This is a genomic window from Pseudoalteromonas sp. DY56-GL22, assembly GCF_041414715.1.
Lineage (GTDB): Bacteria > Pseudomonadota > Gammaproteobacteria > Enterobacterales > Alteromonadaceae > Pseudoalteromonas > Pseudoalteromonas simplex.
The window spans coordinates 355,305-381,531 of sequence record NZ_JANHZR010000003.1 but is presented as its reverse complement, the minus strand read 5'-3'; the positions used below and the strand labels follow the sequence as shown (position 1 = coordinate 381,531).

At 41.2% G+C, this 26,227-nt stretch carries 25 protein-coding genes; 7 read left to right on the top strand and 18 right to left on the bottom strand.

What is annotated here, in order from left to right:
- Nucleotides 1–4: 4 nt before the first annotated feature.
- The 6 genes from NO991_RS09640 to NO991_RS09615 all read right to left on the bottom strand — a co-directional run bounded on the left by NO991_RS09640 (nt 5) and on the right by NO991_RS09615 (nt 5,418).
- Complete coding sequence (locus tag NO991_RS09640; protein ID WP_300543087.1) at nt 5–2,575, bottom strand: M1 family metallopeptidase; 2,571 nt, start codon at nt 2,573–2,575, stop codon at nt 5–7.
- A 112-nt stretch (nt 2,576–2,687) separates the two neighbouring features.
- A complete protein-coding gene (locus NO991_RS09635; protein WP_300361468.1) occupies nt 2,688–3,365 on the bottom strand; it encodes a hypothetical protein in 678 nt (225 codons plus the stop codon).
- Nucleotides 3,366–3,480: 115 nt separating this feature from the next.
- Nucleotides 3,481–3,831: a DUF2750 domain-containing protein gene (locus NO991_RS09630; protein WP_054552718.1), complete on the bottom strand. Its 351-nt coding sequence runs from the start codon at nt 3,829–3,831 to the stop codon at nt 3,481–3,483.
- A 17-nt stretch (nt 3,832–3,848) separates the two neighbouring features.
- Nucleotides 3,849–4,427: a glutathione S-transferase family protein gene (locus NO991_RS09625; RefSeq protein ID WP_194441977.1), complete on the bottom strand. Its 579-nt coding sequence runs from the start codon at nt 4,425–4,427 to the stop codon at nt 3,849–3,851.
- A gap of 60 nt (nt 4,428–4,487) precedes the next feature.
- The gene (locus NO991_RS09620) at nt 4,488–4,769 is read right to left on the bottom strand and encodes a peptidylprolyl isomerase (RefSeq protein ID WP_054552716.1); all 282 of its coding nucleotides are present in this window, start codon (nt 4,767–4,769) and stop codon (nt 4,488–4,490) included.
- A gap of 73 nt (nt 4,770–4,842) precedes the next feature.
- A complete protein-coding gene (locus NO991_RS09615; protein ID WP_138616211.1) occupies nt 4,843–5,418 on the bottom strand; it encodes a glutathione peroxidase in 576 nt (191 codons plus the stop codon).
- Nucleotides 5,419–5,493: 75 nt separating this feature from the next.
- Between NO991_RS09615 and NO991_RS09610 the strand changes: the two genes are divergently transcribed.
- The 3 genes from NO991_RS09610 to NO991_RS09600 all read left to right on the top strand — a co-directional run bounded on the left by NO991_RS09610 (nt 5,494) and on the right by NO991_RS09600 (nt 9,224).
- A complete protein-coding gene (locus tag NO991_RS09610) occupies nt 5,494–5,985 on the top strand; it encodes a GNAT family N-acetyltransferase (RefSeq protein WP_054552714.1) in 492 nt (163 codons plus the stop codon).
- A 142-nt stretch (nt 5,986–6,127) separates the two neighbouring features.
- Complete coding sequence (locus NO991_RS09605) at nt 6,128–8,077, top strand: ATP-binding protein (RefSeq protein WP_371351962.1); 1,950 nt, start codon at nt 6,128–6,130, stop codon at nt 8,075–8,077.
- 19 nt (nt 8,078–8,096) lie between these two features.
- Nucleotides 8,097–9,224, top strand: a complete 1,128-nt coding sequence (locus tag NO991_RS09600) for a PleD family two-component system response regulator (protein WP_166338790.1) — start codon at nt 8,097–8,099, stop codon at nt 9,222–9,224.
- 16 nt (nt 9,225–9,240) lie between these two features.
- Here the strand turns inward: NO991_RS09600 and queG are convergent, their stop codons facing one another.
- The 7 genes from queG to NO991_RS09565 form a co-directional block, all read right to left on the bottom strand.
- Nucleotides 9,241–10,374, bottom strand: coding sequence for a tRNA epoxyqueuosine(34) reductase QueG (gene queG, locus NO991_RS09595; protein WP_300543098.1), 1,134 nt, complete (start codon nt 10,372–10,374; stop codon nt 9,241–9,243).
- 71 nt (nt 10,375–10,445) lie between these two features.
- Nucleotides 10,446–11,663 (bottom strand): methyl-accepting chemotaxis protein, encoded by a 1,218-nt coding sequence (locus tag NO991_RS09590; protein WP_054552885.1) that lies wholly within the window; start codon nt 11,661–11,663, stop codon nt 10,446–10,448.
- An 84-nt stretch (nt 11,664–11,747) separates the two neighbouring features.
- Complete coding sequence (locus NO991_RS09585) at nt 11,748–12,446, bottom strand: glycerophosphodiester phosphodiesterase family protein (protein WP_054552711.1); 699 nt, start codon at nt 12,444–12,446, stop codon at nt 11,748–11,750.
- The gene (locus NO991_RS09580) at nt 12,443–13,309 is read right to left on the bottom strand and encodes a DMT family transporter (protein ID WP_199530245.1); all 867 of its coding nucleotides are present in this window, start codon (nt 13,307–13,309) and stop codon (nt 12,443–12,445) included. The genes NO991_RS09585 and NO991_RS09580 overlap by 4 nt, the downstream gene beginning before the upstream one ends.
- Nucleotides 13,310–13,396: 87 nt before the next feature.
- On the bottom strand, nt 13,397–14,923 hold the full coding sequence (locus NO991_RS09575; RefSeq protein ID WP_171041501.1) for a polyamine aminopropyltransferase: 1,527 nt from the start codon (nt 14,921–14,923) through the stop codon (nt 13,397–13,399).
- Nucleotides 14,913–15,731, bottom strand: a complete 819-nt coding sequence (locus tag NO991_RS09570; protein ID WP_300362126.1) for a hypothetical protein — start codon at nt 15,729–15,731, stop codon at nt 14,913–14,915. The genes NO991_RS09575 and NO991_RS09570 overlap by 11 nt, the downstream gene beginning before the upstream one ends.
- Before the next feature lie 20 nt (nt 15,732–15,751).
- Entirely contained in the window at nt 15,752–16,600 is an 849-nt protein-coding gene (locus NO991_RS09565; RefSeq protein WP_300362123.1) for a DUF350 domain-containing protein, read from the bottom strand.
- Between the two features lie 181 nt (nt 16,601–16,781).
- On the opposite strand from NO991_RS09565, the gene rnr reads away from it, so the two are divergent.
- Nucleotides 16,782–19,265 carry a ribonuclease R gene (gene rnr / locus NO991_RS09560; protein ID WP_371351960.1) on the top strand — a complete coding sequence of 828 codons (2,484 nt, stop codon included), beginning with the start codon at nt 16,782–16,784 and terminating at the stop codon, nt 19,263–19,265.
- Complete coding sequence (gene rlmB, locus NO991_RS09555; RefSeq protein ID WP_054552704.1) at nt 19,262–20,008, top strand: 23S rRNA (guanosine(2251)-2'-O)-methyltransferase RlmB; 747 nt, start codon at nt 19,262–19,264, stop codon at nt 20,006–20,008. Before rnr ends, rlmB begins: the two co-directional genes overlap by 4 nt.
- A 65-nt stretch (nt 20,009–20,073) precedes the next feature.
- Here the strand turns inward: rlmB and NO991_RS09550 are convergent, their stop codons facing one another.
- Entirely contained in the window at nt 20,074–21,000 is a 927-nt protein-coding gene (locus tag NO991_RS09550; protein ID WP_054552703.1) for a manganese-dependent inorganic pyrophosphatase, read from the bottom strand.
- A gap of 151 nt (nt 21,001–21,151) precedes the next feature.
- Here NO991_RS09550 and NO991_RS09545 point away from each other — a divergent pair, with 151 nt between their 5' ends.
- Together NO991_RS09545 and mutM are read left to right on the top strand one after the other, a co-directional pair.
- Nucleotides 21,152–21,643, top strand: a complete 492-nt coding sequence (locus NO991_RS09545; protein WP_054552702.1) for a hypothetical protein — start codon at nt 21,152–21,154, stop codon at nt 21,641–21,643.
- An 11-nt stretch (nt 21,644–21,654) separates the two neighbouring features.
- Nucleotides 21,655–22,464 carry a bifunctional DNA-formamidopyrimidine glycosylase/DNA-(apurinic or apyrimidinic site) lyase gene (gene mutM / locus NO991_RS09540; RefSeq protein WP_054552701.1) on the top strand — a complete coding sequence of 270 codons (810 nt, stop codon included), beginning with the start codon at nt 21,655–21,657 and terminating at the stop codon, nt 22,462–22,464.
- Nucleotides 22,465–22,497: 33 nt separating this feature from the next.
- Here mutM and NO991_RS09535 read toward each other — a convergent pair whose 3' ends face one another.
- The 4 genes from NO991_RS09535 to NO991_RS09520 are packed head-to-tail and all read right to left on the bottom strand — an operon-like array spanning nt 22,498 to nt 26,056.
- Complete coding sequence (locus NO991_RS09535) at nt 22,498–22,986, bottom strand: DUF3299 domain-containing protein (protein WP_054552700.1); 489 nt, start codon at nt 22,984–22,986, stop codon at nt 22,498–22,500.
- An 8-nt stretch (nt 22,987–22,994) separates the two neighbouring features.
- Complete coding sequence (locus NO991_RS09530) at nt 22,995–24,281, bottom strand: ABC transporter permease (protein ID WP_371351959.1); 1,287 nt, start codon at nt 24,279–24,281, stop codon at nt 22,995–22,997.
- Nucleotides 24,268–24,966, bottom strand: coding sequence for an ABC transporter ATP-binding protein (locus NO991_RS09525; RefSeq protein ID WP_054561016.1), 699 nt, complete (start codon nt 24,964–24,966; stop codon nt 24,268–24,270). The genes NO991_RS09530 and NO991_RS09525 overlap by 14 nt, the downstream gene beginning before the upstream one ends.
- A 16-nt stretch (nt 24,967–24,982) precedes the next feature.
- Nucleotides 24,983–26,056, bottom strand: coding sequence for a CDP-glycerol glycerophosphotransferase family protein (locus NO991_RS09520; RefSeq protein ID WP_300363080.1), 1,074 nt, complete (start codon nt 26,054–26,056; stop codon nt 24,983–24,985).
- Nucleotides 26,057–26,227: the final 171 nt, after the last annotated feature.

Here is a 26,227-nt window from a genome sequence, read left to right as displayed (position 1 = left end):
TTAATTAGCGCTTAAGGAAGCTATTCACTGAGTTTAATTCACGGTTTTTCAGTGCAATACAATCATTGATGCTTTCTTCAAGCTTACTAAGAGAGCGTGCATAACCTGGTACTTCAGTGATTTTATCGTTGAAGAAGGTTTTGGTTTTCTCTAGGCTTTTCGCGTCACAGCTTGCCGTTGTGAAGAACGGTAAGTTTGGTACAAAGAACGGCGGTAAGTTCTTAGTGATGGCATCGTAATTGTTGTAAATCCACTCAATAAACAGTGCTTCACGCTCTTTACCATAGCCTAACCCACCTAGTAAGGTACGCATATCAGAGGCTGTTACGTTATCGGTTAAGCTGTATTCTAGAACCGCTTTTTGTAACTCAGGTTTACCAAAGTAACCCATCGCTGCCAGCATCTTAGTACGCACTTGTGGATCTTTGGTGGTTTTAAAGGTTTGCTTGTACTTTTCAAGTAACTTCGCATCGCCATGGTAAGCCGCAAGGTTTAAGTAAGTTGAGGCTAAATATGGGTCAACATTTTCAGGGTTGTTTAAGTACAGTGCCGCTTGTGCTTTTGCGGTATCAATGACTTTTTGGTCATGGCCATCGAAGCCTAAACGAGCAATAACTTGCGCACGTAATTGCGATACCGCCGCGTCTTCACCTGTTTTTGCTGTTAATCCATATTGCTTAGCAGCAGGTGCAATGCTGTTACGGATAAACTCAGGCCATAGGTCACGGTTACTGTCGTCTTCGAATACGCGTTTTTGAGAAGCAAGGTAACCCAATGCTGTGTTTGCTACTAATGGGTGTGCATCACTCACAAAAGCTTCTAACGTTTGCATTAAGTGAGCCGCAGAGATAACACCTGCATCAAGTAATGAATCAACCGCAGAAAGTAGCGCTAAGCGCTCACGAACCGTTAGCTTGTCAGCAGCGTTCTCTAGCAGAGCATTGAACTGTGCATCATTTAATACCCAGCGGTAATAACCCATGGCACCTTGGTCTGGGTAAATCCACTCAGGTTCAAAGTCGAGAGTCAATTGCTGTGTTTCTTTATTCAGCAGCATACTTGCGGTTTTAACTTTGTCGCCTGCACCATACTTAATTGCAACCGGAACATTCCACAGTTGTGCTGGTGCATCAACGCCAGCATTTACAAAGCGGCTTTGGCTGATATTAATTTTCTTACCGTCTTGCGTTACTTTAATAAGCGGGAAAGATGATTGTTCGATAAACGATTTAAGAACGCTTGCTACATCTTTATTAGACGCTTCGCCTAGTGCTTGCCATAGATCAGCAGCTTCTGCATTCTTGTAAGAGAATTTCTTCAAGTAAGCACGAATACCTTGCTGGAATGCCTCTTCGCCAATCCAGTTTTCAACCATAGATAAAACCGCGCTACCTTTACTGTAGGCAAGGCCAAGGCCATCCATGATGTCAGCTTCAGTTTTGATTGGTTTACGAATAGGTTTAGTACTTAAACGCGCATCCAGTGCCATCACATGGTTTTGTGGTAAATCTAAGTGCGACTCAAATTCTGGGTTGATTTGTGCAGTGATTTTCGCTGCCATCCAACTTGCGAATGCTTCGTTTAACCATAAATCATTCCACCACTTCATAGTCACTAGGTTACCGTACCACTGGTGAGCTAACTCATGGGCAATGATTGATACATTACGCTCTTTTTTGCTGCGAGTTGCTGTTGCTAGGTCTACTAGTAAAATGTCTTCACGATAAGTCACTAGGCCTGCGTTTTCCATTGCGCCAAATGGAAACTCTGGCACTGCCACTGAGTCTAGCTTTTTGTATACGTAAGGAATGCCAAAATAATCTTCTAGCGCTTTTAACACTCGCGGCATATTTTCTTTTGCGTAATCAGCAAGGTGAATTTTGCCTTGTGGAGTCAGTACGCGGCCAGGAATTGGCATGCCTTTAATTTCAAGCTCTTCAAACGGGCCCACAGCCATAGCGACTAAGTAAGAAGGAATCGGTGGTGTTTTGTCGAAAAAGTGCGTTGTCATATCGCCATCAACTTTGGTTTTTAAAACCGGTGTATTGGCATACACTTTTTGTGATGTTGGCGCTGTGATAGTTAGCTGAAATGGAATTTTATAACTTGGCTCGTCAAAAACCGGGAATGCACGACGCGCATCGCTCATTTCAAATTGCGTGAAAAGATAAGGTGTGCCTTGATCTAAAGTTTTATATAAACCAACACTTTGGCGGTTATAAGGTGCGGTAAAATCAACTTTTAAAGTGTATTTGCCTGGCTGAATTTTTTCTTCACAAGCGAATTTAACTTTGCCTGTTTTTAGCATTTCAGCATTTAGGTCACAGTTTTCTGCACCTAAAATTTTCGCCATGCTAACTGCATAATCAATACCGTTTAATTCGATATAATTGGTTGCTTTTAGAACCTCTAAAGCAATTTCGGTATGACCAGAAAAATTGTCTTTGGCAGGATCGAGCGTAAGTTCTACTTGTTGTGAGCTAGGCTTGGCAAGCTTTTCGATAACATATTCATTGGCATGGGCAGAGCTAACAGCAAGTGCAACACTTACCGTTAATAGGCTTTTTAAGAACATAAGTATCCCTGATTTTTTGTTGTTAGAAAGGCACCTGCTATGAGGGGCGAATCATCATGCTATCAGGTTTTAATTTGAACAGTAATAAATAGTTAGTAACAAAGTTTGTCAGTTAATTATGGCGGTCAATGAAACGCTGCCAATGCAGTTGCGGGTTTATTTGTCGGACGTTTTGCAGCACGGTATTTAATAATTGCATATCAGCAAAGCGTTGTTCGTTGAAATCTTTAAAACCAAGCAAGTAGTTAAAGGCGTCTTTGCAGTTGGCTTGCAGTGCATGAATTCGCACTTGTTGTTCAAAGTTGAGCCGTAAACTGCTTATCGCGGTTTTCATACCTTGCTGATCAACAGTAGGAATAGCGCACTTTTGTAAATAACCAGCGCGTTCACCTTCACCCGAAAACCAAATACGTACTTTTTCGCTGTAGCGACCAGATTTAGCGGGTAAATCAAACATCAGTCGTTGCTGATTTCGACTTGTTAAAAAGTCTAAGTACTGATCAAGCCCAGCATCGAGTAATGCATTATGGATAGGCACATAGCGGGGTTTTATCTTGCCATGCGTATGAAAATCAAAGCAGCGAATGCCATCAAGGGTGACAATATTATCAAGGGTTAAATGGCCAATTTCATCGCTGTAGGCACCAGTATAATAAGCAAATAAAGGCAGCCAAAAGTGCCAATGCTTAGCTTGTTCACGTGCTAAACGCTGATCACCGTAAATGTAACCATTATACAGGGTATGTAATTCCATGGCCGAAAAGGGCCTACGACCAAGATGGGACTTCAACCTAATACCTTGATAATAAAGATGTGTTGAAGAGTATACCTGATAAGTATCAAGTTTCCAGCTTAACGACACTGCCATAAATACGGCCGTGTCGTTATAAGTTTAAGGATTGCTATTAATCGCAAAGAGCTTTAGCTAAACCAACCGGTTCGATTTCAACGCATACTTGATCATCGTTCCAGTTTAAACCAACAAGCGCATCATCTTCGTTTAGGTCTTCAACCCACTCATCAAGAAATTCGTCTAGGCCAATTTCAACAGGGGTATAGTCTTGCCACTCATCTTTACATTGTGCTTTTGCAGCGTCTTCAGTGCCCCAAAGTAATAGCACATCTGTGTCGCTAAATTGGTTTGATTCACAGACAACAAAACCACCATCTTCGGCACCGAGTGCCCACATAGATTCGTTCAAACGAACTTTTTCTACAAAGCTAACTAATTCTGATTCAATTTCGATATCGCTCATTTGCGTAACCCTTATCTTTATTTTCGTGGATCTGTTTGTTGTACTGCCGCTTTATCGGCGAATTTATGATAAAAATCAACTAAGTTATTTAGTTGGCTAAAATCAGTTAATTCGCGGAAGCGGATCCAATCTAGCAAGCAGTATAAACTGATGTTGAGGTATTCACAGCTTTTAAATACTGGCTCCGATAAATGAGTATTTAAATAGGCTAATGTTTCAACAATTCGTTCATTCTGTAAATTAAAAAATAGTTTATCGCTGCTGGTATCAAACCCTGAACGCTGACAAAGTAAAATTTCTACCAGTGAATCATTGCAGGCATTGATAATGGTTAAGTAGTTCTCTTGCTGCCAGCTAAGTAATGGCTGATCCGCTTTTTCGAGCAGATAGCGAATAATGGAGTTGGAATCACATAAGGTAAAATCATGGTCGATTAATACAGGAATTTTTCTGGCAGGGTTATGAGCAATCATGGTTTGTCTGTCTTGCTCAGAGAAAATATCCAAATTAATAAAATCAATAGCTAGGTTATTAAGTGCAGCCCAAATCCGAATACGGCGCACAAAAGGTGAGGTGGTCGAGCCTAAAAGTTTCATTTTGAGATCCTTCGCAAAAAAAAGCCGCTATGAAGCGGCTTTTTGAAATCGATTTGTAAATTAGTCAGTACGGCTTGTTACTTCTAGAAGATGATAACCAAACTGGGTCTGCACTGGGCCTTGTACTTGGTTTATTGGTGCAGAGAAAACGACTTTGTCGAACTCTGGAACCATCATGCCAGGGCCAAACTCACCTAATGCACCACCATCTTGACCTGATGGGCAATTAGAATGAGCACGAGCAAGCTCTGCAAAGTCAGCTCCTTGCTCAATTTGCTGCTTTAAATCCAAACAGTGAGCTTCACTGTCTACGAGAATGTGTCTTGCACTGGCTACTGCCATAACATCTCCCTAATGTGTGTTTTAGTATTAAATCACTAGTTTAGTTCAATATTTACCGAACGAAAAATTAAATTTATTTTGCAATCAGCTCAGCTTCAATTGCATCGCGTAAAGTTTGCGATTGTGGCTTAGTTTTACTATTAAAGCGTTGCACTGTCTTACGATCTGCAGACACTAAATATTTGTAAAAGTTCCAGTTAGGTGAGCTGGTTGCTTCATTTAGGTGTTTGAATATTGGGTTCGCATCGCTACCACGAACGGCACTGGTAGCCAACATATTGAAGGTTACGCCATAATTGATGAAACATACTTTTGCCGTGTCTTTTTCATCGTCTTCTTCTTGAAAAAAGTCATCTGATGGAAAACCTAGCACAACTAAGCCTTGGTCTTTATATTCTTTATGAATGGCTTCTAAACCTTCAAACTGGCCGGTAAAACCACAATTACTAGCGGTATTTACTATTAAGAGTGGTTTATCTTTGAATTCACAAAAATTAATAGACTCTTTTGAACGCAACTTTCTCATTGTGACATTGGTAAAATCATCACATTGGCTGCTTGCTTTAGCTGTTGGTACCGCCTCTGTGGTTTGTGCTGCAAGGTTGGTTGTTATTAGGCCTGCTGCAAGTAACAAAGCATATTTATACATAGTTATTTCCCGCTAGTTATTTGTGATGAATATACGCTAATATGCAGCAAAGTGATCATTTAATTTCAGCTATTTATGACGATTCGCAAAGCAACACAAAACGATTTAACTGATATAGTCGCGATTTATAACGAGACCATCCCTGGGCGTATGGTTACCGCAGATACCGAAGAGGTGTCGGTGGCAGACAAACAAGCTTGGTTTGATAGCCATACAGAAAAAAGACCTATCTTTGTTTTTGAGCAACAAGGTAAAGTAATTGCTTGGTTAAGTTATAAGTCTTTTTATGGCCGCCCAGCTTACGATGGCACGGTTGAGATTAGTATTTACATCACCCAGCAGGCTCAAGGGCAAGGGCTAGGAAAGCAACTGCTTATATTTTCAGAACAGCATGCAAAAACACTTGATATCAAGGTGTTATTAGCTTTTATATTCAGCCACAACCTACCCAGTATAAAACTGTTTAATCGCTTTGACTACAAGGTTTGGGGAGAGCTCCCTGAAATTGCAATTATGGATGATAAAGCTTATGGCTTGACAATTTTGGGTAAGCACTTGCAGCCTTAACCTTCTCAAAAACTAGTAAAAAAATACGGTGTAAATTGTGCGGTAAAAGATTTTTAGACTACGCTAAAAAGGTCAGTTTTTATAGTGAGTCTTATTTACGGTGCGAAAAATATTAATAGTTGATAGTAATAGTGTACTTGCGATGCGTGTAAAAGTTCTACTCGAGCTTATCGGTTGCGAAGTTGAGCTATTACACTTTTCAATGATAGATGATACCGTTCTAACACAGCAATATGATCTCGTTGCTGCTTCACATGGGGTGCCAACAAGTATCATTGAAGAACTAATGAATGACTTTTCTCAAGAGCATTTCTTATTACTCGCACCGAAAGCACAACGCAGTGACTTACTTGAACATTTTAGTGAAATTAACCGTCTCTTACCTAATGCCGTTGTTATATACCCTTTTTTCGCAAATAAAGAGATAAGCACGCTTCTAGAGGGAATATTAGAATTAGACAGCGACAATATTCTCAAACTTCCTACTGTATTGCTCGTTGATCATTGTCCCGACCGGTTACAAAAAATAGCGCAAAACTTAAAGGGCGCGCATATCAAAACCATCACCGCTGATAACATGAGCTTTGCAATGGAGTTAATTCATGAGCATGCAATTGATTTATTGATTAGTGATTTTACTTTTGAAGATGGAACAGGGCTTGAATTGTTTATAAAGCTGAAGTCGTTGCAGCCTGAAAGTCGTTGTTTATTGTATACCTCAAAGCCTGATCAAGTTTCCATGGTTGCTGCCATTCGTCAGGGTGTTGAAGATGTTTTGATCAAACCGATTGATGATAATGGTTTATTGCAATCAGTTCATAAACTATGGCAAACAGAGCTTCTCAAACGTCATAATTCAGAACTTGTTGAAAGACTTCAGAGTACCGTTGATGCGCTTATAGAAAAGGACAGTTTATTAAGAGTTATTTTTAAGCATACTCCCGACGCTATTATTTTATTTGAACGATGCGGAAAGGTAATCGAAACCAACGATGCCTGTGAACAATTATTTGATAAACAGCACCATGAATTTGAAAGCTGTTCGGTATTTGATTTTTTTGATGAGCCTTCAATAACACGTATTAAAGAAAAAATTACGACGCTAAGTAAAAACCGCCAATTTAGCTGTGATCTAAGAATGCTTAAAAAAGATGGCAATGATATTCCATTAGTGGGATCGTTTAATGAAATAGATCATCACGGCGAGATTGCGTTAGCGGGGATCTTTAAAAACGTTACACACTTAAAAGAAAAGGAAGATTTGCTACTTGAAGCAAAAGATTTGCTTGAAGAAGAGGTAAAAGCGCGAACAGCTCAACTAGAGCACGCAAAAGATGTGGCTGAAGCTGCAAACTTAAGTAAGTCTGAATTTTTAGCGAATATGTCTCATGAACTCAGAACGCCAATGCATTCAATCTTAAGTTTTGCTCGTTTTGGACTTGATAAAGTTGCCAACAATGATCTGAGTAAAGACAAGTTAAATAAGTATTTATCGCGTATAGAACAAAGTGGTGAGCGCTTATTGTCACTGCTTAATAATTTGCTTGATCTTTCAAAACTGGATGTTGGTAAATTTCCCTTTAATCCGCAAAAACATAACCTTAGTAGTATTATAAAAACCAGTATTGATGATGTCTCTGGGACTGCTCTTGAGAGAAATATTGCTATTCGTTTAATTGGCTTTGAGAAAAGTATTTTGCTCGATTGTGACGAAGAGCAGATAAACCAAATAATGCGCAACTTGCTTGGTAATGCACTTAAATTTAGTGAGCCTGCCAGTGAGATAGATATTCAGCTAACTATGAATAATGAAATGGCTGAAATATCAGTAATAGATCGTGGTATAGGAATTCCCGAGTCTGAACTTGAGAAAATTTTTGCGAAGTTTGAGCAAAGTAGTAAAACCAATAGTGGTGCTGGAGGTACAGGACTTGGTTTAGCTATTTGTCGTGAATTTGTAGCCTTACATCAAGGAACGATTACGGCAAGAAATAATGAATATGGAGGTGCAACTATTTTAGTAAAGCTTCCATTGAGGATAGATCTACCTCAACACTTAGCGAATGAAGATAGATCTGTAAAGTTAAATTAATAAAACGGAAGTGTTAGACATGGCCTTAAAGAGAATTTTAGCCGTCGATGATGAACCATTTAACTTAGAAATAATTGAAGAGATTCTTGAAGAGCTCGACTTTGAACTGAAAATGGTCAGTAGCGGTCCAGAGTGTTTGGCAGTAGTTGAAGAGTTTGATCCTCAGGTTATTCTGCTTGATGTGAGTATGCCACAAATGAGTGGTTATGATGTTTGTCGAAAACTAAAAGAGAATCCAAATACCGAGAAAATAATCGTTATGTTTGTTTCAGCAAGAGGAACGGTTGAAGAGCGTATGGAAGGCTATTCAGTCGGAGCTGAGGACTATATAGTTAAACCATTCGGGCATGAAGAATTAAAGCTTAAACTGCAGCACTTACATCAAGTATTGATAGAAAAAGAATCGCTAGAGCAACAAGTTGAAGATGCGACTTCAACAGCATTTAATGCCATGGCGAACAGCAGTGAAATGGGGCAAATAGTCAACTATATCGAACATATAGGTGCTATTGAAGATGAGCAAGAGCTGGGTAAGGCTCTGCTTAACTGTCTAAGCTCATTTGATTTACAAAGCAATGTTGAGTTTCGCTTAGAGTCTGGCATTGAGCACTTTTCAATTTCGGGCATGTGTTCGCCAATCGTTATTGAGTTATTTGAAATGCTCAAAAATAAAGGCCGACTCCATGAATTTTCGAATCGAATTTTAGTCAATTACGAAATGATCAGCTTACTAATCTTAAATATGCCAGACCAAGACCCTGATAAGCATGGTCGAATTCGGGATCATATTTGCTTTTTAGTCAGTGTTACAGAGCAGCAGCTTAAAGCGATCATCACAAAAAAAGAATTGCTCAGACAACAGCAACAACTTAATGATGCTGTAGGTAAAGTTCACAGCAAGTTTTCGGGACTCATCGAACTTCTAAATGAAAATCGTGTAAATAACGAGGCTGTATTTAAGCAGCTTCAAGAAGACTTAGAACGACGTATACCAACCATGGGCTTAGATGAGGACCAAGAGGTTTTTATCTATCAAAAGGTCGACGAAACCATTCAAAACTCTGTTGCACGTGAAGAGTCAGTTCAGGGAGTAAAAGCAGCATTCAAAGAGATTGAAAATGATTTATCGCAATTATTAAAGCAGTAAGTTACAACTTAAGCTATCAAGCATCTCTGGGCAGTCCTTTTTCAACAATGCGAATTAAGCGCGCAGTTTTACGAAGCTTTAACTGGCGCTTATTTTTTTGCTGATCAAGCGCCCATTCAATATGCTCAGCGACCAAAGCGCTAGCGGTTGTTAACCTTTGCTCTAAAGCCTCAATTATCTGCTCATTGTAATCAGCGTTACCTAATCCGACAGCGAGGTTCCTTAACCAGCGCTCGTGACCAATGCGGCGTATAGGGCTGCCTTCAGTATTTTTTAGAAAGGTTGCCTCATCCCAAGCAAATAAGGTCAGTAAGTCTTGATCTTTAAGTTGTTTTCTTGGGTGAAAGTCAGCTTCATCGGTGAGCTGACCATAGCGATTCCATGGGCACACTAACTGACAGTCATCACAGCCATAAACGCGATTACCTAACAGTGGGCGATACTCTTCTGGAATCGCGCCTTGCAGTTCAATCGTAAGGTAAGATATACATTTACGGGCGTCGACTACATAAGGCTCGACAATCGCACCGGTTGGGCACAGTGTCATACAGGCAACGCATTTCCCACAGCCTTCAAAGCTATTCTCATCATCAATAGGTAGTGGTATATCAACAAACAGCTCCCCTAAGAAAAACCACGAGCCCGCTTCTTTATTGATTAATAAACTGTTTTTACCACGCCAGCCTAAGCCTGCTTTTTCGGCCAGTTGCCTTTCAAGTACTGGGGCTGAGTCAACAAAGGGACGAAAGCCGAGTTGGCCTATATGCTGTTCTATTTGTTGGCCTAATTTTTTTAGGCGGTTGCGAATTAATTTATGATAGTCACGACCTAATGCATAGCGACTGATGTACGCTTTATCAGTTTGCTTGAGGTTCTTAGCAAAGCTTGCATCAGGCGGTAGGTAGTTCATTTTTACTGATATGACTCGCTGCGTGCCAGGTACCAGCTCTGCTGGGCGCGCTCGCTTCATTCCATGGGCTGCCATGTATTCCATCTCACCGTGATAGCCTAAATCTAACCAGCGCTGTAGCTGCGCTTCATGTTTCGTTAGGTCAATATCAGTGATCCCGACTTCTGCAAAGCCAAGGTCTTTACCCCATTGCTTTATTTGCAGTGCGAGTTGTTCATAATCAATAGCGGGTGTTGTCACGGTCAATAAAAAAGTAGCCAAGAAGCGGCTACTTTAACATAGTTTGACTCAGAGCAGCAGTTAAAAGCCGATTACACAAAGCGTTTTAATTGCTCTTGGGTTTGTTGGCTCAGTTTGTGTGATTGCTGGCAGTCAGCGAGTGATTCATCAATCTGCTGTTTAGCTTGCTCACCCAGAGCAACTATTTGCTCAACAGTTTGATGAGTGTGGGTTTGGGTTTGCTCAAGTAAATGCACCGCACTAACAATCTGCTGTAGTTGTTGTTGGTTTTGCTCAAATTCGCTAAGCATATTACTAAAGCCTGTAGAGGTATTGCTAATCGCTGTTTCAGCTTCACTCGAGTGGCTAATTAGTTGCTCAGATTCTTTATTGGTTTCGCTAACAAGACTATTCATTTGATTAATAAAATCAGTTATTTGGCGGGTTGCGTCGTTTACTTTAACCGATAGTGATCTAACTTCATCGGCAACCACAGCAAAGCCTCGGCCAGCTTCACCGGCACGTGCCGCTTCAATTGCAGCATTCAGTGCAAGTAAATTGGTTTGGTCAGAAAACTCTTCTACCATTTTTAAAATGGCGCGAATATTCTCGCTGTTTTCTTTTAGGCCAGACACAGTTGCAGAAAAGTTACCTAAAATTTGGCTGATCATCGCAACCTTTTTAACTAATGCTGATAACTCAGTGGCTGAGTGTTTTACAAAGTTTAAGTGCTCACTGTTAACATGGTGCACGCTATCAGTGTTCGCTGAGATATTCTCAAGGCTTGAAGTTATTTGGTTACTCGAATCAGTAATGGTTTGGCTAAACTTGATTTGCTGGTGGCTCATTTCTGCGGTTTGCTGCATTGAATGAGTCATCTTTGAACTACTATCTGCACTGGCTTGTGCACTTTGGTATGTGGTGGCTAATAGATTTGCTAAATGAACTGTAAAGGTATTGTACTGCTCACTTAAATCACGAAATTCATCGTAGGTAAAATGCGGTAACTTGGCAGATAAATCTGCATCATGACGGTTGATTTGCTCAAGTGTATCGCGCATTGCTTGCACTGGGCGCACAATTAAAAAGCGCATGTAGAAAATAGTAAAAATAAAGCTCGCGATGATAACAAAGGTCATTAACCAAAATAGTCCCATGCCAGCTTGTTGCTCTGACAGGCTGCTATAAAGCCAGATCAAAGTAATGGCCTGAAACGCAAACACAAAACCTAAATTACCGACAATCTTACGTGTAAGAGTGTAAAAGAAAGTTTGTTCGATAAAATTATAAATGCGCATATAGCTACTCATTAAGGTGTTGTGTTGATTCATTTTGGCGTAATTTTTTATTATTCAATGTCACATAATTCAACAGTATAGCTTAGTTTTGTTGAGTTACAGTGACTGCAGTGTCATTTGTGTATGACACGGAAAATTAGTAAAAATACCATCTACGCCATACTCTAGCATTAATTCGATATCTTCCACTTTATCGACCGTGTAAGCATAAACTTGAAGGCCGCGTTGTTTTGCGTCAGCAACAAACTCATGGTTTATAAAGTTTTTATCTACATGAATGCTATAGGCATGCAGTTTTTGCGCAAACTCGCTGTAATTAATTGGGATAGAAGCGGTGAGTGCACCAATCTTTACCCACGGCAGTTTTTGCTTTAGCCACATCAGTTGGTGGTGATCAAATGAAGAGACTAACAGGTTATCCCGAGATATTTTCCCTGCACTGACATTTGACTCAATAAGCTCTACAAACTTGTCTAACGAAAAAGTATGTTTAAGCTCTAAATTAAGTAAAGTTTTATTACCAACCCAATCGATTGCCTGTTGTAAAGTGGGCACGCATTCGCCATTGCCTGCATCGTATTGTTGAATTTGCTCTTTTGAGCAGGCGTTTACTTTACCGCGACCTGAAGTTGTACGATCAAGCCAAGTGTCGTGAATAATCATGTAATCATCAAGGCAGCTTTGCACATCAATTTCGATGCCATCTACTGCTAAATCAACAGCGGCGATAATGGCGCTTTGAGTATTTTCTGGGTAGGTACCACTGGCACCTCTGTGAGCGAATACTTTCATCATTGCTTATACCTACGAGTCACTGACCATGTTTCATAAAAAGCGGCGCTAATAACTAGTGCGCCACCAATAAGAGTGCTAATTGAAGGTTGCTCATGCAAAATTAAAAAAGCGAAAAACGTACCGTATAAAGGCTGCAAACACGATATTAAACCAGCGGTTGAAGCTGATAAGTTTTTTAGGCTTGCTGCAAACAGTGAATGCGGTGCTGCTGTAAAAATAACCCCTACAGTAATTAATAGCAGCCAATTTATTGTATCAACTTGTAATGGCGGTACCTCGACAAAGGCACACAGCATAATGCAGGCGATCCAAGTTTGGTAAAGCATGGTTTGTGGGCCGCTATATTGGCTAAAGTAACGCTTATGAACGATATTTCGAAACGCAAAAAAGAACGCAGACAAAATACCAATAGCAATACCGAGGGTGACATCATTGCCTAAGCTGGCATCAGGAATAAGTAAATAAATACCAAGCATCACCACCAAGGCGCTAAAAATATCTTTGAGCTGTGGTTTACTGCCATGAAATAAAGGCTCTAAAAATACCGTGATAACAGGGTAAGTAAAAAAGGCAATCATACCGACTGCAATACCTGCTAGTTGCATACCTGCGAAGTAGGTGAGCCAATGTATTCCAACAGTGACGCCAAGTAACAAGGCTATAAGGTAGTCACGACGCGAGTGAAGCTTAATCGCTTTGTGTTGAATTGTAAGTAAGATCAGTAAGGCACAGCCAGCAATTGCTGTTCGGTAAACGGTAATATCTAATGCACTTAGGCTGACTAGTTTAGCGAATAATGCAGTCCCCCCAAATAGGAGTACTGCAATATGTAAGTATATTAGGCTCTGTTTGTGCGCCTGCATTACAAACCTTGTTATTGTTGTTATTAACTCTCTTTGTAACGGTAATCCTTTACTTTGTAAACTCCCCATATGGGCTAATCCATTCGTTTAGTTCCAATATTTCCATCCCTGCAAGTAATAGTGCAGCACATTAGGCTCATCAAGCGTCGATACTTTTTCATTGTTAGCGCTAATATCCGGGGTAAAAATGAACAATTGTGCGTCATTTTCTGGGCGGTAAAAGCGGGTTTTAACCGGTAATACTTGTTGGTTACTACACATCAAGTTGCAAGCCATAACAAATCCCCATTCGCCAAAAGAGGGTACATTTAAATGATAAGGCAAGGTGTGTGCAAAGCCCGCTGCACTGAGCGTATTATTGATAGACCAAAATGCGTGTTTCGCAAAAAATGGGCTGGTGGCCTGGGTCACTACAATACCGTTATTTGGTAATCGTGTTTTTACTAGTTGATAAAACTGCTGACTGTAAAGCCGTGCTAAATTGATTGCTTTTGGATCAGGTAAATCAATAAAAATAATATCGAACAGCTGTTCGCTTTGCTCAATAAACACATAAGCATCTTGATGAATAACCGTCACTTTAGGGTCACTGAGTGAGTGCTTGTTAAGAGTTGTCAGGTTGTGATTAGTTTGCGCAAGCCTAGCTACTGCTGGGTCTAAATCAACTAGGGTAATAGACTCTATTTGCGGGTACTTCAAAAGCTCTCTGGCTGCTAAGCCATCGCCACCACCTAAAATTAGAATACGTTTTGCATTGCCATGGCGCACCATAGCGGGATGAATAAGCGCTTCGTGATAGCGATACTCATCAATCGATGAAAACTGTAAGCCACCGTTTAAATAAAGTCTAATATCATCTTTATGGCGAGTGAGTACAATTTGCTGATAGGGCGTTTGCTCTGAGTGTACAACACGGTCATCGTAGATTTGGCTTTGCCAAAGATGGGTAAGCTGTTTACTCGCAAATAAGCAAAGCACTAATACTGAGCAGACTAAAACTAAAGTGAGCCTAAGCACTTTTCGACGATTTGCGCTGATATGGTCGATAAAGTACCACAGCAATAACAGCGCAATACTTAGATTCATTAAGCCAAAGCTTAACGCTGTTTTAAAAACCCCAAGCCAAGGTAAAAATAGAAAAGGAAACAGTAAAGTCGCAAGCAGGGCGCCAAAGTAGTCAATAGATAACACATTGGCGAGGTTTGCTTTTAGCGCATAATGTTTTTCCATTAGGCGACTTAACAGCGGAATTTCTAAACCAATCAAAATCCCTATTAGTGTGGTGAGTAAAATACTAATTGCTTGCAGCGGTAAACCAAACGCATAACAGAAATACAGCAAGGGCACACTCAAACCACCAAGTAGCGCAAGCGCTAACTCAAAGCCAATAAAATACACCAGCAATGGCTTATCAGGCACAAAACGCGAAAAATAAGAGCCAACCCCCATTGCCGCCATATAGACGCCAATCGTCAGGGAAAATTGGGTGATGCTATCACCCAAAAAGTAGGCACCGGTAGTTGCGATCAGCAGCTCATAAATAATAGAGCAAAGGCCTGCAACAAAAATGCTAAACAGTAAAATGTGGCTTTCGCGAATTGATTTATTTACCACCTGGGCCGCCTCGTGAACGGAAACCTGCACTGCCAATACTTTGCTCACGCAATTGTTTATCAACGCTTATCGTGAGGTGGTGATAGGAGTAAACTTGCCAATCTTGCTCTTTGTCACCTTTGCTATATGCCAAGAAGGAAAAGAAGAGCACGGGTGCTAAAAACAGTAACACAATAGGCCAAACAGAGATGCGCGATTCCATTGCTTTTATAGCCTCAGGGTTTAACTTATTGATTGGTTTATAAGTAATATCGGAGCCTTCACGCTCAGCTTCTAAACGATGCAGCATTACAAATAGCGCTACACCGCCGATGAAGCCAGAAATCCATAACAGCGGTAGCATGAAATTACTGTTACCTTTGATTGGGATAATACGAAACGTATAACTAAAATGTTCGGCACGCTTATTTGGGCCAAACGTACTACTGACGTAGGCGCTATATTGCCCCTTCTTAGGGAAGTGGACATCGTGATGAGTATAATCACGGTACTCAGTCCATTTACCATCTGAATCGTGTCCGGTTTCTGCCCAAAGTTCATCAGAGTAACTAAATAAGTAGTTACCATCAGGGTCAAAAATTTCGATATCAATGGCTTTCCACGAGTTTAAAGGCAGTCTGCCTTTAATTTCTAAGCGCATCATTTGGCCATCTTCTGGCACTGTAAATAGGTAAGGTTTGTCTTGTCCGTCGTAGTCTTTAAAGTTGCCATATTGGCCAGTAATAAGTGGTGCTTGTAAATCAGCACGTATCACTAAGCAGGCAATAAATGTGATAGCGGCAATAATAAAAAGCTTATAGATGTTCATCCATTACTCCATAAATAAGCTTAAATAGCGATAGTGATGATAACAGCAACACAGATTGCAATGCTGCTTTCAATAACCGCTACGGCGGTGTTTTTGTCGTGCATTGCTTGGTCGAGCGAAATTTTACTAAAGATAATTTTATCAACGAGGTAACGCACAATTGGTAAAATTAAAAAGCCAAATAACGCGTCAATAAAGAATAAGCTTAAGCTTTGTTGCCAGCTATGAAAGCCACCAATGAGCGCATGACACAAGATAATAGCTAGCGCCAACATGGTGCCAGAAAAGCTAAGCGCTACGGCTTTGTTACCTTTTTCGAGCTGTTCGTGAAGATTAAAAGCAGTGAGGTGATCATAGCCTTTGGCAAAAATGATCAGCATTAGTTGCCCTAAAAAATAAAACACAATGGCCGATAACCAGCTGCCTTCACCGGTTAATGCGCCACCAATGATTAGTGCGGCGGCCATATAGTTTGCCGCTTGTACTAGGCCAACCGCCTCATTTTGTTGGTTAATTAATTGCTCTTGGTTACAGAACAAACGCAGCAGTAATTTGTCATTCAAAATACGTGAGCAGGTTAGCAGCACCATACCTAAAACACTGTACAGTGATACATTCATCAAATCGCTTAGTAAACCTTGGCTAGGCCCAGCTAAAACAAAGCCATAAATAATGGTAATTGCCCCTAAATAGCCACCAATAGATAAACCTAAAGCACTGTTGGCACTGTCGGTTAATTGGCTGGTGGTGTTATAAGGGGTTGCTAAGTTATACGACAGTTTTGCAACGGCTATAATCGCAATGAACAGAGCAATGTAGGCACTGTTATAGGCCATCGTTGCGAGGTAATGGGTTAAGTTAATATCCATATAATTATGTTAGCTTGTTGTTATTTTCCGAAAATATTAACACAGAGTGTTTGCTGCAAAGAATATCAACGCTTCATTTTTGGCAGAATTAATCAATTTCTTAAAAGTTTCATAGCTTTTGCCTGTCTCATTGTTAGGTTATGGGTTAAAATAACAACATAACCAACTAACAAGATAGTGAATGTCAAAACAGGATCCAAATCTCAGTCGAGAACAAGAAAAGTACGAAAACCCCGTCCCTAGCCGTGAGTTTATACTTACTCACTTAGAATCTCGTGCCAAACCAGCAAACTTCACACAACTTTGTGACGAATTACATGTGAATGATACAGAGCGTCAAATTGCGTTCAAACGTCGTTTACGTGCTATGGAGCGCGATGGTCAACTGTATTTCAATAAGTTTAAATGCTACGCATTGATTGATGAATCTGGCTTGGTTAAAGGTAAGGTCATTGGTCATCGTGACGGATTCGGCTTTTTAGAAGTTGAAGGTGAGAGTAAAGATTGGTTTATCGCCAAGCACCAAATGAATATGGTGTTGCACGGTGACATTGTGCTTGCTAAAGGCAATCGCAAAGGATCTAGCGGCAAATGCGAAGCACGTATCATTAAGGTCTTAACCAATGAACGTGCACCGATAGTTGGCCGCTATTTTGTTGAGCATGGTATTGCAGTTGTTGTGGCTGAAGACCCACGCATAACGCAAGACATTATGATACTACCGGGTAGTGAAAATGGCGCGCGCCACAACCAAATGGTGCAGGTGCAAATTACCCAAAACCCTAGCCGACATATGAATGCGGTAGGTAAAGTCACTGAGGTACTAGGTGAGCACTTAGCACCGGGTATGGAAATTGAAGTTGCACTACGCAATCACGATATTCCTCATGTGTGGCCAGAAGCGGTTGAAAAGCAAGTTGCTCATTTAGGTGAGTTTGTTGATGAGCAAGCAAAGCAAGGTCGTGTTGATTTACGTGACTTACCGCTGGTGACCATTGACGGTGAAGATGCCCGTGACTTTGATGATGCCGTTTATTGTGAGCGCAAGCCTTCAGGTGGTTGGCGTTTATGGGTGGCCATTGCCGATGTGTCGCACTATGTAGGAATGAACACGCCTCTGAATAAAGAAGCGATCGAGCGTGGTAACTCAGTGTACTTCCCTGAGCAAGTTATTCCGATGCTGCCAAAAGTGTTATCGAATGGCCTATGCTCATTAAACCCGAAAGTTGACCGCTTGTGTATGGTTGCTGAGATGACAGTATCAGAAGCAGGTAAGTTGTCTGGGTATAAATTTTACGAAGCGGTGATGAATTCACACGCTCGTTTTACCTACACGAAAGTGAATGCGATTTTACAAGGCGATGAAAAGCTGCGTGAAGAATATGCCGAGATGGTGCCGCATTTAACTGATTTACAGCAAATGTATATGGCACTAAAAGCAGCACGCCAAGAACGTGGTGCGATTGAGTTTGAAACCTTAGAAACGCGTTTTGTGTTTAATGCACACCGTAAGATTGAATCAATCGTGCCAGTTGTTCGCAATGATGCACACAAACTTATCGAAGAGTGCATGATTTTAGCGAACGTATCGGCAGCCCGATTATTAGAAAAGCACGAGGCAAGTGCGCTTTATCGTGTGCATGATGAGCCTGATGCTGAAAAGCTTGGTTTCTTCAGAAACTTTTTATCAGAGCTGGGTATCGAAACCGCGATTTCTGATGAGCCAACACCAAAAGAAATCACTCACGTGTTAACTAAATTAGGCGACCGCCCAGAAGCTGAGCTTATTCAAACCATGTTGCTTCGTTCAATGAAGCAAGCGGTGTATCAGCCAGATAACATTGGCCACTTTGGTTTAGCTTTACCGGCGTATGCCCACTTTACGTCGCCTATTCGTCGTTATCCTGATTTAGTGGTGCACCGTGCAATTAAAGCGGTACTTAAAGCGCAAGGTCAGCAAACATCGGGTGAGTATGCATACACTGATGACGAAGTTGATATTTTAGGTGAGCAGTGTTCAACCACTGAACGCCGTGCTGATGATGCGACTCGTGAAGTCGCAGATTGGCTGAAATGTGAATTTATGCAAGACCATGTTGGTGACGAATTTGGTGGGGTGATCTCATCGGTAACTAACTTTGGTTTATTTGTACGCTTAGACGATTTACAAATCGACGGCATGATCCATGTAACTAACCTGGGCAATGAGTACTTCCATTACGATGGTGCTAAGCATTGCTTGATTGGTGAACAAACGCACACAGTTTATCGTTTAGGCGATAAACTAACGGTTCAGGTGTCATCTGTCAGTCTTGATGAGCGACGCATAAACTTAGTGTTAGCAGGTGAAGCGCAACAAGACCGTTATGCGCGTCGTCGTGGCCGTAGTGCCCCTGCAAAACCAAGTGTTCGTGCCCAGCTCAAAGCAGGTAAAATTCCTGGTAAAAAAACGCAGTCAGGCAGCTTTGAGGCAAAATCAGGCGACAAAGAGAATGAAAAACGTGGCGAGTCTTCACCTTCTAAAGGGCGTAAAAAGCCTAATAGTAAACAAGCTGATGCTGTAAAAGCTGGCAAAAAGAAGAGTAAGAAAAAAGCCACCAAAAAGGCAAAAAGACCGGGTAAGAATGCCCGTAAACGTAATGGCCGAGGAGCAAATAATACGTGAGTAATGAATTAATTTTTGGTTTTCACTCAGTTGAAGCAATATTAGCAAAAGAGCCTGAGCGCTTTTTAGAAATATACGCTTTAAAAGGACGTGAAGATAAACGCTTAAACCCGGTTATTGACCAAGCACGTAAATTCGGTATTTCTGTACAGTTTATGCAGCGTAAAGCGCTTGATAATAAAGCAAATGGTGAGCAGCACCAAGGCATTATCGCTAATGTGAAAGCGGCGCGCATGTATAACGAAAAAGATCTTGATGAGATCATAGCCCGTGAAGAAACGCCTTTCTTGCTGGTACTTGATGGCATAACAGATCCGCATAACTTAGGTGCCTGTTTACGCAGTGCAGATGCTGCGGGCGTGCACGCGATTATCGTTCCTAAAGATAAGTCTGCAAAACTCAACGGCACAGCGCGTAAAGTAGCATGCGGTGCAGCAGAAACAGTGCCATTGGTACAAGTCACCAATCTTGCGCGTACGCTACGTGAAATTAAAGATGCTGGCGTTTGGGTTGTCGGCACTGCCGGTGAAACAGATACAGAGTTATTTGATGCAAATCTAACAGGGCCAATGGCTGTTGTTATGGGTGCTGAAGGGGATGGTATGCGCCGTCTTACACGTGAGCATTGTGATTTATTAGTTAAAATCCCAATGGCTGGTACGGTATCTAGCTTAAATGTGTCAGTTGCGACCGGTATTTGTTTATTTGAAGTGTTACGTCAGCGTAATGCAACGCAAATCTAACTTGGTAAATTTCAGACACAAAAAAGCCGATGTAACATCGGCTTTTTTGTATCTATTTCGTAAGATTAGATCTTTGCGAAAGCGTCTTGTAGTGGTGGTACTACTTGCTTCTTACGGCTTAATACGCCATCTAACCATACGCGACCGTCTTCTGATTTAACATCATAGGCAGCTTCGATTACTGATACGTCATCAGACGCAATTAGCATTTCAGAGCCTTCTTTCATGATATCAGTTAACAGGAGTAATACTGAGTGGCGACCGCCTTCTTCTTTAAGCTTTGCGATGTCAGCTTCAAGGTCAGCTTTGATCTCATCAAATACAGCAAGGTCGATAACTTCTAGCTGGCCAATACCTACTAGCTTACCGTTCATGTTGAAGTCTTTGAAATCACGCATTACTAAATCACGTGCAGGCGTGCCTTCAACTGCTGATTTAACCTTGAACATTTCCATGCCAAGTTCTTTGAAATCTTCGATGCCAGCGATTTCAGCAAGTGCTTCAACACATTTGATATCAGCTGTTGTACACGTTGGTGATTTAAAGATTACAGTGTCGCTTAAGATTGCGCATAACATGATGCCTGCGATATCTTTTGGAATCTCTACGTTGTAGAAGTCATACATCATTTTGATGATAGTGTTTGAACAACCCACAGGGCGGATCCAACACTCAAGTGGTGTTGATGATGTTAAATCGCCTAATTTGTGGTGATCAACAACACCTACAACACGTGCTTCATCGATGTCATCAGGTGCTTGTGTTTTTTCTGTGTGGTCAACGATATAAACGTCTTCGCCCGCGTAGCTAAGTTTTAGCTCAGGTGCTTCGAAACCGAATTTATCTAGGATAAATTGTGTTTCAGGTGATACTTCACCTAAACGCGTCGGGATCGCAGGTTCATTGATCTGGTTTTTTAAGTAAGCAAGCGCAATTGCACCGCAAATTGAATCTGAATCAGGGATCTTATGACCCACTACATACATTGACATTGACGGAACTCCTTTAAATTTGGCGGATATTTTAGCAAAGTATCGACAGATTGATACATAACAGACATGAAATTTTGTTGATCAATTACAACTGCCAATTAATGTCCTTTTTGGTTACACTTTAAGATATTGAAAACTGAGGAAGATACTGATGCGCTTGAGCCGAAAAGCATGGAATAATGTGGTGATTATTTCGATGCTATTGATGATTTTTTTCTTCAATGGCCTACATAAAAAGCTCAATACACAGCCTGTTGAAGAAGGAGTACAAGCATTACTCCCAGAGCAAAGCTTTATTTTGGCGATGGCATTTCCAGAATTAAAAATCGAGCGTATCGGCACCTCTTGGCGTAGCCAATCACTGCAAGAAACCACATGGCAAGGCGATGAGCAGCAGCTCGAACAACTCGTTGAACTTTGGCAACATCAAAAACTGACTATTGCCAGTCTCCCTGTTAGTAAAATTTCACAGACATCGGCTGATTATGTTGCTTCAGTATGGTTAGCTGGAGAGCAGTTGCCAGCAGTGTATCAGTTGTACAACATAGATCAGCAATACTATTTATTAGATAAGCGGTTACAACGAGTATTTGAGCTTGAACAAGCTGATGCTGCTAAGTTATTTCCGTTATACCCGTTTTAAGAGAGTCACAGATGCCTGAATTACCAGAAGTTGAAGTTAGCCGTTTGGGAATAACGCCGCATGTGCTTAACCAAACAGTGACCAAAGTAAATATTCATAACGCCAGTATGCGTTGGCCTGTGCCTGATGATGTATATCAATTACAAGGACTTAAAGTTACCTCAGTAGAGCGTAGAGCAAAATATTTATTACTCGGTTGTGAGCTGGGTAGTGTTATTTTGCACTTAGGAATGTCGGGCAACTTACGAGTTGTGAGTGCTGATGAGCCATTAAAAAAGCACGACCATATCGAATTTATTTTAGCCTCAGGTAAAGCGCTAAGACTCAACGACGCGCGTCGCTTTGGTGCCTGTTTGTGGCAAGCGCCAGGCGAATGTCATACCTTGCTAACCAAGCTCGGGCCGGAGCCACTTACCGATGAGTTCGCTGCAAAGCGTGTTTACGAACAGTCTAGAAATAAAAAAGTACCGATAAAACAGTTTATTATGGATAACGCGGTGGTAGTTGGTGTGGGTAATATCTATGCCAATGAGTCGTTATTTAAGGCCGGAATTCACCCGAAACGAGAAGCCGGCAAGGTGTCTTTAAAGCGTTATCAGCAATTAGTGCCTATTATTAAAGAAACACTTGCTGCGGCTATCACGCAAGGCGGCACAACATTAAAAGATTTTGCTCAAAGTGATGGTAAGCCCGGTTATTTTGCCCAGCAATTACTGGTTTATGGTCGCAAAGGTGAGCCATGTGTAACGTGTAAAGAGCCATTAAAAGAAATTAGATTAGGGCAAAGAAGCACTGTGTACTGCTCTAATTGTCAAAAATAACAATGAAGAAGCACGCCAAGGCGTGCTTTTTCATTACAGTTCAAATGGTGCTACACCAACGGCTTTCATCTTGTAGCCTACTTGAGCAATTTCACCAGACCAGGTTTCGGTGCTGATAACGCCTGTCACGACAATCGCATCGTAGAGGCTTTCGATTGGCACGCCATCTTTAATCGTGACATGCACAATTTGATTTGGTGGCGGTGGTGGCACGTGGATACATGCACCAAAATAAGGAACCAATAAAAACTCGGTGATCACTTCGCTGTCGCCTTCAAGCGGAACAACAAAACCAGGCAAACTTACTGATTGACCATTAAGTTCTTTTACCACGGGAGCATCAAGGTCTGGTTGCACCCAGTTTTGCTCAGAGCCTTCATGGTTTGCTTGCGCTTGGGTATCGATTTGCACATGACCTTTTGGAATTAAATCTTCCCAGAAGATTTCTTTAGGTGCGCCAGCATTAGCTCCAGCACACACAACTAATGCGACTAAAGCGACGAATTTTCGAAAAAACGGCATAACATTCCTTAAATTTTAATACTCATGCCATCAGCAAGAGAGTAGAAATACGCACGGGTTGCAGGAATTAACCCAACAATAAAGCCTGCGACCATTATCGCAGCTAAGAGCATGAGTTCATAGGATGACAATAAAGCAATATTTAGGCTTATTCCGGCATGGCTTTGCAAGTAATCTGCGCCGAGTAGCATTAAAGCATAGAATAATGCGATGCCAACAATGCAGCCTAGCCCTGTAATGAGTAATGATTCGACACTGATCAAGGTGAAAATATGCCAAGGTCTTGCGCCAACAGAGCGCAAAATTGCAAGTTCTCTGCGGCGTTGATTTAAACTTGAAAGCAGGCTAGTTAACATGCCAAGCAAACTGATCAGCACCACGACGATAGAAAATAGCAGTAAGATTTTTTCAACGATAGAGAGCATTTCCCAGAGTTCACGCAAAGTAACACCCGGCATGATGGCAAGCAGTGCCTCATCTTTGTATTGGTTAATATTACGACGCACTTGTAAGGTATAAAGTGGTGAATCAAAACCAAGTAAAAAAGCGGTTATTTGTTTTGGTGTGCCAACTAAATCAACATCATCATGCTGGTCATGGTCATGGTCATGGTCATGGTCATTTGCATCAGCCTGAGCGGCTTCATGCTGATGAGCATGACCGCCATGAATCGCGTCAATTGCTGCAAGTGGGATATGCAGGGTTTTATCAACAGGTGTCCCCGTTGGTTTTAAAATACCAACTACTTTAAATGGGTTATCGTCATGATTATGAAAGCTGGTATTGCCCATGCCGTGTGCAATCACCACTTCATCACCAAGTTGATAGCCAAGGGGATTGGCAACCTCAGCCCCTAGTACAACCTCAAATAAATGATTAAACTCATGACCTTGTGAAAAGCTTAACGGCTGTTTTTTAGCAAAGCGATAGTGCTCAAAATAGTCTTTATTTGTACCAAGTACAGCTAAACCTTTATGGCTGTCGCCAAGCGACATAGGGATAGCCCATTTCACACCCCGTTGCCCAGAGATGTATTGGTAGCTTTTCCAACTCACACCATTGTTAGCATGGCCAATTCGAAATACAGAAGACAGCAGCAACTGGATATCACCGGTACGCGCACCGACAATTAAATCAGTGCCAGAAATTGTATTGCTAAAGCTACTTTTAGCATCAACTCGAACCCGCTCAATCGACATCAATAACATTACGCTGATAGCAATGGTAAACAGGGTGAGTAGGGCGCTGGCCTTTCGGTTTAATAAACTTTTTGTGGCGAGTTTAATGAGTAGCATCTGTGCCTCCTTGTAACTCAACAAGGCTGATACTGCGGGTAAATAGCGTTTGTAATGTTTCATCATGGCTAACAAAAATTAGCGTGCTATTTGCTGCGCTTGCCTGCTCAAATAACAATTTTACGAATGCTTGGCGATTTTGTGTGTCGAGTGCTGAGGTAGGTTCATCTGCAATAATAATTTCAGGGCTGCCAATAAAGGCTCGCGCTGCGGCAACTCTTTGTTGCTGGCCAATACTCAGCTGGGCAACGGCTTGATGTTGCAAGTTATCATTTAGCCCTAGAGCGCTCAGTAAGCGGCTTGCTTCAGCGGCTATTGTTGCACTATTTTTTAATGCGTTTTTTTGCCTTTGCTTTGAAAATTGACAACCCAAAGTCACGTTTTCAATGGGCGATAAATAGGGCAGTAAATTAAAGTTTTGAAAAATATAGCCAATATGGTCGGCACGAAAACGGTCACGTTTACTATTACTCAGTTGGTTAATCGCTTTACCAAGCAGCTCGATATTGCCCTGAGTTGGCACTGTGACGCCAGCAAGCAATGATAATAACGTTGATTTACCACAACCACTCGGACCGTGAAGAAAAACATGTTCGCCTTGATCAATATCTAGCTTAGTAATATTGATCGTCGGCTCGGGTTGTTTTGCGTGCCATTTAAAAAGCACATTTTCAAGCGTGATCATAACGACCTATGAATTGTTACCATCGCCAGTAATTTAATTTTCTACGCATTTTAAAATTACGAATAAAATTACGTGGTTTCGGCTTAAGTGCAGGATTGCTCAATAGTAATTCATTGCTAGCAGCAAGTACACGTTGACTCGATAAGCCGTCTTGATATGGATGCAGTTGCTGGCAGAAGTGCTCAATTTTCGCCATTAATTCAGCAGGCTGTGTGAAGGCATAATCAATCGCTTCAGTTAGTTTATCGACCTCTGTAATATCAATAAGATGTTCGCCAGGTGCTTGGTTGCAGAAAGTCACGACGGGTTTTCTTTGTAAGATATACATAAGCAAAATAGATGAGGTATCACACAGCATGACATCCGCTGCTTGCAACAGCGGTAATACATTATCTGTCTCGACAAAGGTTAGGTTTTCGTTTTGTAGAGCCTTGTATCGTTCAACAAGCTCACTTGGCATTTTCGGGTGAAATTGCACCAAAATTCGCCATTTACCTTGCTCACTGTACGCTTTTATTTGTTCGTATAATTTAGGTGCGAGAGAAAGGTTTCTAGAAAAAGTTGAACAAATTAAAAGGGTTTGCCTTTTATCGCCTTCATCTACGTATGGATTGTTTTCTATTTTTGAAAATAATGGATCTAGAGTAGGCCAACCTGTTTCTTTAGTTAAAAAGAAACCATGCTTTTTAGCTAGTTTCTCAAACTTAGAAGTTGTATTAGGGCCTTGGGTACAATACAGGTCAAAGCAGCCTCGGATGTTAAAATGATCTTCGTATCCTTTTCGATTTAGTTTTCCAGAATTAAAGCCGTGAAAAACAGCTACTTTTTTTCCTGGGATAAAGTTTGGAATTACATTCCCGGGAATGTATGAAATGTCTGGTTGCCACTGGATTACATCATCTATAGTTTCTAAACACGATTCATCTGAACGAAGGAAGTTCTGATTAACTTCATCACCATAGAAAAACCATTTAACTTCACCACCACGAGCTAAAATCTCCCGTTGCAATGGGCGTAAGATCGCGTACGAATAGTTCTGCGAAATAAACATTAAATATTTTTTTTCTGCGGTAGCTGCTAAGTAATCCAAGAAAACCTCCTATTTCGAGGGCACTAGTATAGCGAAATAATGTTTATGACAGCAAAATTACTGAAAGTTTAAATTTTTATGGTTTTTATTACATCCGCAGGCTGCTGATGATAGTGCAATGATTGAGCTTTCAAAGCGTCTAGATTATTATAGGCGGCCATAACCCCAATC